The sequence below is a fragment of the Synoicihabitans lomoniglobus genome (assembly GCF_029023725.1).
GTDB lineage: Bacteria > Verrucomicrobiota > Verrucomicrobiia > Opitutales > Opitutaceae > Actomonas > Actomonas lomonigloba.
In genome coordinates this window covers 537061-549253 of record NZ_CP119075.1, presented here as the reverse complement: position 1 = coordinate 549253, position 12193 = coordinate 537061, and the positions used below count along the sequence as shown (strand labels likewise).

The 12193-nt window shown below is 60.5% G+C and carries 11 protein-coding genes; 2 read left to right on the top strand and 9 right to left on the bottom strand.

Annotated features, from left to right (window positions below; all coding sequences use genetic code 11):
• Positions 1-41: 41 nt before the first annotated feature.
• Both PXH66_RS02160 and PXH66_RS02155 read left to right on the top strand, forming a co-directional pair.
• Positions 42-2072 (top strand): MHYT domain-containing protein, encoded by a 2031-nt coding sequence (locus PXH66_RS02160; RefSeq protein ID WP_330930181.1) that lies wholly within the window; start codon positions 42-44, stop codon positions 2070-2072.
• A 158-nt stretch (positions 2073-2230) separates the two neighbouring features.
• Positions 2231-3364, top strand: coding sequence for an Sb-PDE family phosphodiesterase (locus PXH66_RS02155; protein WP_330930180.1), 1134 nt, complete (start codon positions 2231-2233; stop codon positions 3362-3364).
• Positions 3365-3374: 10 nt separating this feature from the next.
• Here the strand turns inward: PXH66_RS02155 and PXH66_RS02150 are convergent, their stop codons facing one another.
• From PXH66_RS02150 to PXH66_RS02110, 9 genes are all read right to left on the bottom strand, one after another.
• Positions 3375-4232, bottom strand: a complete 858-nt coding sequence (locus PXH66_RS02150) for a DUF6807 family protein (protein ID WP_330932206.1) — start codon at positions 4230-4232, stop codon at positions 3375-3377.
• 25 nt (positions 4233-4257) lie between these two features.
• A complete protein-coding gene (locus PXH66_RS02145) occupies positions 4258-5544 on the bottom strand; it encodes a citrate synthase (protein ID WP_330930178.1) in 1287 nt (428 codons plus the stop codon).
• A gap of 133 nt (positions 5545-5677) precedes the next feature.
• Positions 5678-6319, bottom strand: coding sequence for an imidazole glycerol phosphate synthase subunit HisH (gene hisH, locus PXH66_RS02140; protein ID WP_330930177.1), 642 nt, complete (start codon positions 6317-6319; stop codon positions 5678-5680).
• Positions 6320-6410: 91 nt separating this feature from the next.
• Complete coding sequence (hisB, locus tag PXH66_RS02135) at positions 6411-7007, bottom strand: imidazoleglycerol-phosphate dehydratase HisB (RefSeq protein ID WP_330930176.1); 597 nt, start codon at positions 7005-7007, stop codon at positions 6411-6413.
• Positions 6986-8086, bottom strand: coding sequence for a histidinol-phosphate transaminase (gene hisC, locus PXH66_RS02130; RefSeq protein ID WP_330930175.1), 1101 nt, complete (start codon positions 8084-8086; stop codon positions 6986-6988). The genes hisB and hisC overlap by 22 nt, the downstream gene beginning before the upstream one ends.
• Complete coding sequence (gene hisD / locus PXH66_RS02125) at positions 8087-9385, bottom strand: histidinol dehydrogenase (RefSeq protein ID WP_330930174.1); 1299 nt, start codon at positions 9383-9385, stop codon at positions 8087-8089. It lies immediately after the preceding gene.
• A gap of 65 nt (positions 9386-9450) precedes the next feature.
• Positions 9451-10221 carry a hypothetical protein gene (locus PXH66_RS02120; RefSeq protein WP_330930173.1) on the bottom strand — a complete coding sequence of 257 codons (771 nt, stop codon included), beginning with the start codon at positions 10219-10221 and terminating at the stop codon, positions 9451-9453.
• Between the two features lie 82 nt (positions 10222-10303).
• The gene (guaA, locus tag PXH66_RS02115; protein ID WP_330930172.1) at positions 10304-11842 is read right to left on the bottom strand and encodes a glutamine-hydrolyzing GMP synthase; all 1539 of its coding nucleotides are present in this window, start codon (positions 11840-11842) and stop codon (positions 10304-10306) included.
• 67 nt (positions 11843-11909) lie between these two features.
• Positions 11910-12137 carry a hydrogenase nickel incorporation protein HypA gene (locus tag PXH66_RS02110; protein WP_330930171.1) on the bottom strand — a complete coding sequence of 76 codons (228 nt, stop codon included), beginning with the start codon at positions 12135-12137 and terminating at the stop codon, positions 11910-11912.
• Positions 12138-12193: the final 56 nt, after the last annotated feature.

The window sequence follows — 12193 nt, the reverse complement described above, 5'->3', positions numbered from 1 at the left end:
GATATTGCCTTTAGGCAAGTGCCACTCATTTTCGGCGAGTCATGGACGCGACGTATAATCTTTGGCTCGTGGTCCTGTCGGTGGTGGTCGCGATCACCGTGTCGTATTCCGCCCTGATGCTCGCGGCACGCGTGGCAGAAAGCGGAGTCGTCGCGGGCCGCCTGTGGCTGCTCGGCGGAGCGATCGCGATGGGAATCGGGATTTGGTCGATGCACTTCGTCGGCATGCTGGCTTACTCCGTCGACACGCCCCTCTTGTATGGCGCGATAGAGACGCTGTTTTCTCTGGGCGTCGCCATCCTCACGTCAGGATTTGCCCTGGGAGTCGCGAGTCGGAAGCAGCTGAGCACCGGTCGACTATTGTTCAGCGCCCTCGTCATGGGACTCGGGATCAGCGCCATGCATTACTCCGGCATGGCCGCGATTCTCATCAATCCCGCCATTCGCTATGATCCTTGGCTGGTCGTGGCTTCGGTCGTGGTGGCGTGTGGGGCTTCGACCGCCGCCCTGTGGTTGGCGTTCCGACTCCGCACCGGTCAACGCCGACACAATCTCATCCTGCATAGTGCCGCGGCCGTGGTGATGGGCCTGGGCATCAGCGGGATGCATTACACCGGCATGGCGGCCTGCCGCATCGCGCTGGGATCCATCTGCTACGGCGGCACCGCCATCGACAACAACTGGCTGGCCATCGCGATCGGCATGTTCGCGCTGGGCGTGCTGGCCATCACGTTGATCACCTCGATCTACGACTCGCACCGGATCACTTCGATCAGCGAAGGAGCCGAGCGACTCGAACGGCTCAATCACGAGCTGCATCGGGAGAAGAACCTATTGTCGCTGGCGACGCAAGCCGCGGGAATTTCCTATTGGGAGTATGATGTCCGCAGTCGGAAGGTGCTGTGGGTGGAGAACGACATTTCGAGACTCACGGAAGAAGGCATCGACCTCAAAACCTATCCCAATGCCATCGTGGAACTCGTGCACCCCGACGATCGCAATGTTGTCTTGGAAACCCTGCATCGGTCCGCACAGGCGAAACAGGAAACCTGCGGATTTCGGTGTCGCATCGAGCTTCCCCGGACAAAACAAATCGTGCACCTGGATTGCCACGCACGGATATTCACCGACGACGCCGGACAGCCCATCAACCTCATCGCGGCATCCCGCGACGTCACCCCGCAGATCGAACAAGAACAGCGGGAAGCCGCGCTACAATTTCAACTGCGCGACGCATCGCGTGAGGCTGGCCGGGCGGAGGTCGCGGCCGGCGTGCTGCACAATGTGGGCAACACCCTGAACAGTCTCGGGGTTTCGGCTTCGCACGTCGGGAGCAAACTTCGCACCTCTCGCATTCAAAAGCTGCCGCAGCTCGCCGAGATCCTGGGCGCCCCAATCGATGAACCGGAGCAATCGTCCACCGACGCGGAAAAGATACAGCTCGCGAAACAATACCTCGGCAGCCTCGCCACCCTGCTCGTGACGGAAAACGAAGAGCTTCAAAGTGAGCTGACCGGCATGCAAAAGCACCTGGCGCACATCAGCGAAATTATTTCGGCACAACAATCCTACGCCGGCCGCAGTGGGGTGGTTGAAGATACCGACATCGCCGAGCTGCTCGATCAGTCGATCACTCATCATCTGTCTTCCGAGCCGACCGTTAAGATCACACGCGACTATCTGCTCACCCCCACCCTCGCCCTGGAGCGTCACAAGTTGATGCAGATATTCGGCAACTTGATCACCAACGCTCGCCACGCCTTGCGCGAGGTTTCCCCGGAGGTGCGCCACCTCCACGTTTCAATCAGCGCAGCTAGGACCGACGACCTGATCGTGGCCGTCACCGACACCGGGGTCGGAATTTCAGCGGAGAACCTCAGTCAACTTTTCTCGTTCGGATTCACCACGAAAACCACCGGGCACGGGTTTGGGCTGCACAACAGCGCTTTACTGGCCCGCGAACTCGGCGGCAGCCTTTCGGCCCGCAGTGACGGCGTCGGGCACGGCGCGGTATTCGAATTACGGTTACCCTTGAACCGGTCCGCTTCGGACGGGCTCGCGCCCTCCGCGTAACGCAAGCGCCCACCGTCGCAAACTCGGCGTCGGTCCGTCTCATGATCTTCACAATCGGTCGCTTGTCGGTGGTCCGGGTCAGGACGTATGACTGCGGGCCCGAACGCGCCCACCGTCAGCGGCGCGATTTCAAAGATTCGACTCGAACGTTTCCCGCCATGCCCAAACGAATTCCCCGTAACCTGCTCGCTCTGGCCGCAATCGGACTGGCGCTCACCAGCCCGGTTCGCGCCCACGACAACGACCCCGTCATCCATTTCCCGGACCTGCCCGATCTGCTCACTCTGGTCTGCGATTTCCACCAACACACCGTATTTTCGGATGGTGCCGTCTGGCCCGACATCCGCGTAAAAGAAGGCATCCGCGACGGTCTCGATGTCATGGCCGTCACCGACCACTTGGAATATCAACCCCATCGCGACGACATCCCCCACCCGGACCGGAATCGCAGTTTTGATCTCGCCCTCGCCGCCGCGAAGGAGGCCGACATTCTTGTCGTCCGCGGGGCCGAAGTCACCCGCCGCATGCCGCCCGGTCACATCAACGCGATTTTCCTGCAGGACGTGAATCGCTTGATCCAGGACGACCCGCTCACCGTCATGCGGGAAGCCGTGGTGCAAGGCGGATTTCTGTTTTGGAACCACCCCGCCTGGACGTCGCAAGTTCGCGATGGCGTTTCGCGACTGACGGATATGCACCGGCAAATGATCGAGGAGGGCCTGCTTCACGGTATCGAGGTGATCAACGAGGATACCTACTCGGAGTCCGCCCTCCAAATCGCGCTCGATCACAATCTGGTCATCATGGGCACGTCCGACATTCACGGCTTGATTGCCTGGGACTATGAAAAATACCCCCACACGCATCGCCCCGTGACCTTGGTCTTTGCCGAAGATCGCACCGCCGAGGCGGTGCGAACCGCCCTGATGGATCGTCGCACGGTCGTGTGGTATGCTGACACTTTGATCGGTCGGGAAGCGTGGATGCAGACCTTGCTGCACGCTTCCCTGTCACTCGAGATTGATGGCTACGACGAATCGAACGATCTCCTCGCATTCGAGCTGACCAATCATTCCGATGCGCCCCTTACCCTCCGTAATGCGGGGATATTTTCACTCTATAATTCAGGCGATGTTTTGGTGGTGCCGCCCCACGAAACCCGCGAGTTGAACTTGATCACCAAAGGTCGGGTTGAGCAGGTAAACTTCGCCTTCGAAGTGCTCAACGCGTTGACCGCGCCCCGGACTCATCCCGTTATGCGTTGGGAAAATCTGGATACGCTCAATCCATGACCGCCGCGGATCAATGCTGCAGCCAGCGGAACAGCTCCAACTGCATGTCGTCGCGGTCCCAATACTTGGGCCGCACCGCAATGCGGTAGCTCAATTCCCAAACCTCCCCGGGCTCCAAGTGGCGGGGGCCGTCGTGCAATAACGCCGCCGATAAAACATGGGGTTGCGCGATCCACACCTGCGGGCCGTTGGTGCTCCGCGGATCGGCGAGCATGGCCACACTGCCGGGATGACGGCGGGTGGGAAACATGATCGTGCCCACGCCTTGTGTGCGCGTGAGCGTCGGGCCGTCAGTGATCGGAGCGAACACGTCGTCCCCACTTACGAATTCAGGCGCGGGAGACACCGCCGCGAGGGCCAGCCGTAACCCACTTATTTGTTCCGGTGTATCCGCCAGCGTGGCACCGGCGGCGCCGGCGGTAAAGTGACTGGTCCAATCGATGGTGTATTTTCCGTTACCGCCCACTTTGGAAATCACCAGGTCGCGATATTCGGCGAGGTCGCAACGGCCCGAAGGGTGTAGGTAGTCGATCCGTTGCCTGATGATGAATCCGCCGGAAGGCAGCTGCTCAATCATCGGATCCCGCCAGGAAAGCGTCCCGTGGGGAGAAGTTGAATCTCCCGCCACCAACGGATACGCCACCCCGTTAATCTGCGCCCATTGGAACCCTATGCCGCCGGGGCCTTTCGCCGAACTTGCGGCCGTGAGGTTCACGCCCTCCGGGATCCGGAGGGGCTCCAACGATGGATGGCTCGTCGCCCGGTCAAAACGGTAGAGCCAGACCGGCCCGTCGGCTTCAACCCAACCGACGGAGGTGTCTGTCTCGCGCCATGCGGCGGACAGCAGGGTGGCGACCAGCAGGTTCAATCCCACCACCGATCGCCTCCACCGCTTAAACGGCATCGGGCACGTCGCGCGGGGTTGGTCCCACGTAGATCTGGCGCGGACGATTGATCTTGGACTTCGGGTTTTTCGCCACCTCGTGCCACTGGGCGATCCAGCCCGGCATGCGGCCGATTGCGAACATCACGGTGAACATGTCGACCGGGATCTTCAGCGCATTCATGATGAGGCCGGAGTAAAAATCGACGTTCGGGTAAAGTTTGCGCGAGATGAAGTAATCATCGCTCAGCGCGGCGGCTTCGAGGTTGCGCGCGATATCGAGGAACGGATCGTTCGTGATACCCAGGCTGTCGAGGGCTTTGTCGAAACTGCCTTTGATGATCTTGGCGCGCGGATCGTAGTTCTTGTAAACGCGGTGGCCAAACCCCATGAGCCGGGCTTTGCCGTTCTTGGCATTTTCGATGAACTTGGAACCGTCATCACCGTCGGCGTGAATCGCCGCGAGCATCTCCAGAACGGCTTGATTGGCGCCGCCATGGAGGGGGCCCCAGAGCGCGCTGACGCCGGCCGAAGCTGAAGCAAAAAGGTTGGCTCCGGCCGAGGCGACCATGCGCACGGTCGAGGTGGAGCAGTTCTGCTCGTGCTCGGCGTGCAGCAAGAGGAAGAGATTGATCGCCGCCGCGACTTCCGGCGTGGGCACATACTCGTTGTAGGGCTCCGAGAACATGAGGTGCAGGAAGTTCTCCGAATAACCCAACGTGGGTTTCGGGTAGTTCAGCGGGAGTCCCCGGGCCACGCGATAACTGTGCGCCGCGATGGTGCGGACTTTGGACAACGCGATGGCGGCGGCTTCGTCGAAATGCTCCAGGTCACGTTTGTGATTATTCGATGCGATATGCGGGTAGTAGGCACCCATCGCATTCAAGCTGGATGACAACACCGCCATGGGGTGGGCGTCGCGGGGGAAGCCCTGGATGAATCGCACCAACCCCTCGCGGATCGGCGCTTCCTTGGTCAGGCGTTGGGAAAACTCTTTGCGCTGGGTCGGGGTCGGGAGCTCACCGTAAATGACCAGATAGGAAACATCGATGAAGTTGGACTTCGCCGCGAGTTGTTCGATCGGGTAACCGCGGTAGCGCAGGATTCCGACCTCGCCGTCAATGTAGGTGATCTCGCTCTGGCATGACCCCGTGTTGCCGAAACCTTCGTCGTAAGTGATGTAACCGGTGGTGGCGCGAAGCTTGCGGACATCGACCGCTTTTTCGCCCTCCGATCCGACAATAATGGGGAGTTCGAGATCTTGGTCGTCTATCTTGAGGGTCGCTGTCTTTGACATAAGATGAGGAAAGAAAGGCAAATTACGGTAGCTTGCAAAGCAAAGACCGGTCCAAAGCGCAGCAATTGCGTAACATAAGAGCGATCACTCCCTCACGTTAGCCCGCTGAATCAAGGCCCGGCCTGATCGAGCCTCAGGCCGCCGCCACCGCCGCAAAATTGCGATAGATTTGCAGCCCCTTGGCTTGGCTTTTTTCGGGGTGAAATTGAGTGGCAAAGCAGCGCCCCCGCCCCACCGCGGCGGTAAACGGACCGCCGTAGTCGCACGCAGCGAGGACGATATCGCGATCGGTCGGCACGCAGTGAAAGCTGTGCACAAAATAAAACGACTCCCCTGCAACGGCCAATTCGGCGCGCAGGGGGGAATCCGTCTGCACGAAACGAACCGTATTCCAGCCCATGTGCGGCACCTTGAACTCACGCGGCAACCGGAAGCGTTTCACTTCGCCGCCAAAAATACCGAGTCCTTCCACCGCCCCGTCACCTTCCTCGGATCGCTCGAACAGAGCCTGCATGCCGAGACACACCCCCAGAAACGGACGGTCCGCACGGATCCACTCCCGGACCGAATCGGCCAAACCGGTCGCCCGCAATGAGGCCACACAATCACGGAGCGCGCCGACTCCCGGCAGAACCAATCCATGCGCTCCGCTCGCATCGAGCTCCGCCGGAGTCTGCACCACGTGTGGTTGCGCCCCCACGGACTCCAGCGCCTTGGTGACGCTGCGCAGGTTGCAAATACCATTATCGATAACAGCGATGAGGGAAGCGGACATGGTAAAAACGGAGAACGGATTGAGGAGCGCGAGCAAGCTCGCGGCCTACACTTGCCAAAGACGTAGGCAGCCTGCTCGCAGGCGCTTCGATTTAGATCAGACCTTTGGTCGAGGGCAGACTGTCGGCGGCGCGCGGATCGATCGACGTCGCGATGTCGAGCGCGCGGGCCATGCCTTTGAAAATGGCTTCCGCCACGTGATGCGGTTCTTCGCCGTAGATCAGTTCGATGTGCAGATTGGCCCCGAGCGCATTGCTAAAGGCGCGGCAAAATTCCTTCACCAGAATGATGTTAAAATCGCGCACGAACATCGTCGGCGCATCGGCCGAATAAACCAGATGCGGGCGCCCGCCGATATCCACGACCACGCGGGCCAGCGACTCATCCATGGGCAGGAGGAAAAAACCGTAGCGACGGATACCCTTCTTGTCACCGAGCGCCTGCTTGAGCGCGTCGCCGAGCACGAGGCCCACATCCTCGACCGTGTGGTGGTAATCAACGTCGATGTCGCCGTCACATTTCACCGTCAGGTCAAACAGACCGTGCTTCGCGAACAGCGTCAGCATGTGGTCGAAAAACGGCACGCCGGTGGCGATGTCGGCCACGCCGGAGCCATCGACGGCGAGCGTGAGATCGATCGCGGTTTCGGCGGTTTTACGAGAAACGGTTACGGTGCGTTGGTCAGCCATGCTTGAATTGCTTCTTCGACGGCGAGCATCTCGTCGTCGGTGCCGACGCTGATTCGCAGAAACGACGCGGTCAAGGCGTGGCTCGGGAAGGCGCGGACGAGAATTTTGCGTGATTTGAACCACGCAAACAGTGCCGCCGCGACGTCGGCCCCCGCTTCTCCGGCGGCGTTGCGTGGTTCCACAAACAGGAAGTTGGCCGAGGAGCGGTAGACAAACCAGTCGCGCTCGGCCCACTCCGTCGCCCAATTGTCGCGCGTGCGTTTGATCTTACCGATGATCGCATCGTAATAGGGCGTGTCAGCCAGCGCGGCCGCCGCGGCGACTTGGGACAGTCGATTGACGTTGTAGCTGTCGCGCACGCGATCGAGCAGGCCGATGGTTTCGGGGTCCGCCAACGCGTAGCCAACCCGCATGCCCGCCAGGGCGTGTGCTTTGGACAACGTGCGCACGATCACGAGATTGCGGTGTGCCGCCAGCAACGGAATCGCGTCTTCCTCGGCAAAGGGCGCGTAGGCTTCATCCACCACAAGGATACCGTCGAACGCGTTTAGCACGCGACTGATCTCGGCGTTGGAAAAACCGACCCCGGTGGGAGCGTTGGGCGAGGTCAGAAAAAATGCCTTCGCGCCGGAAGCCGCGATGCGGTCGACCGGCAGGCGCATGGAACGGTCGAATTCGATCACCGCGGTGGCCCCGTCCTGAATTGCCACCAACACCGGATACAAAGAGTAACTTGGGAGGGTGAATCCCGCCGGTGCCGTCGGCCCCCCGAAGACCCTCACCAACAGATTCAGGATATCATCCGAGCCGTTGCCCACGATCACCTGCGCGGGGGTGAGTCCATGCAGTTTCGCGATCTGAGTCCGCAAGGGCGCGCTGGTGGGGCTGGGATAAAGCCGCAGCGACGATCCTTCCGCGCCGACTTCACGCGCGATGGCGGCGGCTACGTGCGGACTTGGTGGATACGGGCACTCATTGGTGTTGAGCTTGATCCACGAACCGTCCGTGGGCTGCGTCCCCGGTGTATAAGCGTGCAGATCCGGCACGTGCGGGCGGGCAAAATCAGAGGGCGTGCTCACTTAGTCCTCCACGCGAATCGTCGCCGAACGCCCGTGGGCGTCGAGCCGCTCCATCCTCGCGAACGCCGCCACCACCCTGGCACCGGCTTGGATGGAATCCTGGTCGTAGCGAATGATGCTCGTGCGCCGTAAAAAATCGGCGACGCGCAATCCGCTGAAAAATCGCCCCGCTCGTCCCGTGGGCAGGACGTGACTCGGTCCGGCGGTGAAGTCGCCCAACGCGGTAGGGGTCAGGTTGCCGATCATGATCGCGCCGGCCGTCGTGATATCACGCACCAGGCGTTTCGCGGCGGTGGGTTTGACGAGTAACTCCAAGTGTTCGGGCGCGACAAAGTTGGCAATCTCGATGGCCTCGTCGAGGGAGGCCACCTGCAAGCCGAGGAATCCCACATCGAGGACGCGCGCCGCCTTTTCATTGCGACCCAAGGTTGGCAATTGTCGGGCGACTTCGGCTTGGATCGCGTCGATGATCGCGCGCGAGGTGCCGACGAGGTAAATCTTCTCACGCCCCGAACCATGCTCCGCCTGCGCCAGCAAATCGGCCGCGGCGAAATCGGCGCGGGCCGAGTCGTCGGCGATCACCATGACTTCGCTGGGACCGGGCAGACTGTCGACCCCCACCGTGCCAAACACCTGGCGCTTGGCTTCGCAAGTATAGGCGTTGCCCGGACCGAAAACCTTATCCACGGCCGGGATCGTTTTGGTCCCATAGGACATGGCGCCAATGGCGTGCACGCCGCCGATGCGATACACTTCGGTGATGCCGATCAAGTGGAGCGCCGCCAGCAACCCGTCGGCCACTTTGCCTTTCGCATCCGACGGCGTGAACACGGCGATCTCGGGACAACCCGCGATCTTGGCGAGCGTCGCGGTCATCAGGACCGTGGAAACCAGCGGCACTTCCCCACCCGGCACGTAGAGTCCCACCCGACGGATAGGATGGTGGCGTTCGCCCACCTCGGCTCCGTGCGCGTTGGTTCCGGTCCAGTTGGTCGGCATACCTTGGCGGTTGAAAGCCTTCACGTTGGCGAGGGCGGCCTTCATGGCTTTCATCTCCGCCGCTGGCAGGCGCTTGGCGGCGGCGGCCAGTGAGGCGGGGCGCACGCGGAAGCCGGCGGGCTTGATGGTCACACCATCGAACTTGCGCGCGTAATCCACGACGGCGGCATCACCGCGAACCCGCACATCGGCGAGGATGGCGGCGACACTTTGGGTAATTTCCGGAGGAACCGCCGATTCCTGACAGAAGTCGGAAAGGGCGCGGCGGGATGACGGGGAAGAGTAGTTAAGAAGACGCACGGGCGGAAAAGCACCATGCCTTACGGGCCGGGAGTCAATCCGGCCAGACGGAAAATCGCTTGAACTCAGGGGTTGGTCACCGAAGGCACGCGGAAGGCCGTGGGCGGGAACGTCTCATTCACCGTCACGCTGTCAAACACCACGTTGACCGTGGTCGTCCCGCCATCCGGGCGTTGGGAAATCGTGGTGACTTCGCCGGGAAACCGCACGCCACTGATGCGGTTTTCGCCTTCCTCCCGGATTATGGCGCCGTTGTCAGTCTGGCTGATCACCAGGCGACCGGTTTGGGGATCGAAAAAGCGCGTGAAGGAAATGCCATAACCATGATCATAGACGACCTTGTGCAACTTGCCGTCATCGGTGCTGACCACGCCCATGTCGGTCACCGTGCTGCCGCGGCCACTGAAGAACGCGAGGTTCTCGGCCGTGTTGGCGCGCAGACGGCGAATCTGAGCCGTATCGAGAAGCGTCATACGCCATTGGCTGGCATCCAGCGGGTTCTCGATGCGTTGCCAAGCTTCGTAATCGTCCAACGCCGTGACCTCGATTTTACCCGGCACCTCGTTGGCGGCATCTCCCGCTTGGTTGATGATGATCTTTTGGAAATACGGTTTCGCAAAAATGATCTCGATCGAAGCCACGTCGACGCGCGGCTCAACGTCGGCGGGAGCGACGGTGGAGGTCAGCGTGCCTTTGTAGTGAACCGATCGCACGGCCTGCAGGGCCTGCTCACTGCCAAGGTAGGAACGCGCCTTGGCGATGATCGCATCGGCTTCGGCAGCCAAGGGCGCAGACAACGCAATGATCGGAAGGAGGATACGTAGCAGTGATTTCATGGGCGCTTACAAAAAGGGGCAATCGATGAGGAGAACACGCGAACGCAAGTCCGCTGCAAAGGCAATCGCTCAGGAGTAAATCTTACTCCCACTCGATGGTCGCCGGGGGTTTCGAGCTGATGTCCAACACGACCCGGGAAACGTCGCGCACTTCGTTGGTGATACGATTGGAAATGCGGGCCAGCAGATCGTAGGGCAACTTGGTCCAATCGGCGGTCATGGCGTCGATACTTTCGACCACCCGGATGGCGATGACCCAGGCGTAGTTGCGCTCGTCGCCGATGACTCCGACCGACTTGACCGGGAGAAAAACGCAGAAGGACTGCCAGACTTTCCAATACCAATCGGAGTCCTTCATTTCCTCCATGAGAATGGCGTCGGCCTCCTTGAGCACATCGAGTTTGGCTTTGGTGATATCGCCCAGCACGCGCACGCCGAGACCGGGGCCCGGGAACGGCTGACGCCACACCACTTCGCGGGGCAGACCGAGCGCGGCACCCACGGCGCGCACCTCGTCCTTGAAGAGTTCGCGCAACGGTTCGAGCAGCTTGAGCTTCATGCGCTCCGGCAGCCCGCCAACGTTGTGGTGGCTTTTGATGAGAGACGCGGGGTTATTGCCGATCGCGACCGATTCGATCACGTCGGGATAGAGCGTGCCTTGGGCGAGGAAGTCGGCGTGACCAATCTTCTTCAGCGACTTTTCGAAGACCTCGATGAACGTCAGGCCGATGATACGGCGTTTCTTCTCCGGATCCTCGACGCCCTTGAGCCGGCGGAGAAAGAGTTGGCGGGCATCGATCACCCGCAGGTCGATTTTGAAATGCTTGCCGTAAAGGGCTTCGACGGATTCGCGCTCACCTTTGCGCAGCAGGCCATTGTCGACAAAAACGCAGGTGAGCTGCTTCTTGATCGCCTTGTGTATCAGCGCGGCGGCGACGGATGAATCAACCCCTCCCGACAAACCGAGAATGACCCGGGATTTGCCCACGGTCTGGCGGATTTTTTTAACGGCCTGTTTGATGTAATCTTCGGTCGTCCAATCCTGCGCCACTTTGCAAACCCGCAGGAGGAAGTTGCGAATGACATCGGTGCCGCGCTCGGTATGAAACACCTCGGGATGAAACTGGATGCCATAGAAATCCCGCTTCCGGTCCTCAATGACCGCGTAAGGGGAATTATCGGTGGTGCCGATGGCATCGAATCCGGGCGGCAGTTCCGTAATCTTGTCACCGTGAGAGTTCCACACCTTGAGCTTTTTGGGCAGGCGATAAAACAGGCGGCCGGGCTTCTGGATCTGCAACGTGCCGAGACCAAACTCGCGCTCCTTACTCTTGGCGACCTTGCCGCCGAGCAATTTGCCCATGAGTTGGATGCCATAGCAGATGCCCAACACCGGGACACCGAGGTCGAACAAGGCTTTGTCCGGAATCGGCGCAGCCTTGTCAAAGACGCTGCTGGGACCACCCGACAAAATGATGCCGGCCACGCCATCGCGCTTCAGCTCCTCCGCGGTCGTGGTGTAGTGATAGATTTTCGAGTAAACCTCACACTCGCGAATACGACGCGCAATGACTTGCGTGTATTGGGAACCGAAATCGAGGACAGCAATCGTCTGAACCATAGAGGACCAAAAGCATCCGGAGTGCCGGAATCAAGAGGCGATACCGGTGTGACCCGAAATCTTGTCGTTAGAAACGCAATCGACCGTTTTTTTGCCCGCACTCCGGGCACAACGACTCGTGCAGTTTCCCTCGGCCCGGATAAACGTGGTCGCACCGGATGCAATGAAAGATGGTTTTGCGCCGCTCCGCTTCGAATCGCGCATGGTCCCGCCGGTCGTAATAGATCCACAGTCCCAAAAAGAACGCAGCCGTAACGAGACAGAAGGCAACGGAAGCGGTGGTCAGGTCGAACATGGGCGAAGGGAAAGTGAACCGGCCTGTCGGTTGATCTCAAGTCAGTCCGTGTCGGG

What these genes read in the sequence shown, in the direction of transcription:
- PXH66_RS02160 (WP_330930181.1), top strand. Translation starts at nt 42, where the DNA reads ATGGACGCGACGTATAATCTTTGGCTCGTGGTCCTGTCGGTGGTGGTC.
- PXH66_RS02155 (WP_330930180.1), top strand. Translation starts at nt 2,231, where the DNA reads ATGCCCAAACGAATTCCCCGTAACCTGCTCGCTCTGGCCGCAATCGGA.
- PXH66_RS02145 (WP_330930178.1), bottom strand. Translation starts at nt 5,544, where the DNA reads ATGTCAAAGACAGCGACCCTCAAGATAGACGACCAAGATCTCGAACTC.
- hisH (WP_330930177.1), bottom strand. Translation starts at nt 6,319, where the DNA reads ATGTCCGCTTCCCTCATCGCTGTTATCGATAATGGTATTTGCAACCTG.
- hisB (WP_330930176.1), bottom strand. Translation starts at nt 7,007, where the DNA reads ATGGCTGACCAACGCACCGTAACCGTTTCTCGTAAAACCGCCGAAACC.
- PXH66_RS02120 (WP_330930173.1), bottom strand. Translation starts at nt 10,221, where the DNA reads ATGAAATCACTGCTACGTATCCTCCTTCCGATCATTGCGTTGTCTGCG.
- guaA (WP_330930172.1), bottom strand. Translation starts at nt 11,842, where the DNA reads ATGGTTCAGACGATTGCTGTCCTCGATTTCGGTTCCCAATACACGCAA.
- PXH66_RS02110 (WP_330930171.1), bottom strand. Translation starts at nt 12,137, where the DNA reads ATGTTCGACCTGACCACCGCTTCCGTTGCCTTCTGTCTCGTTACGGCT.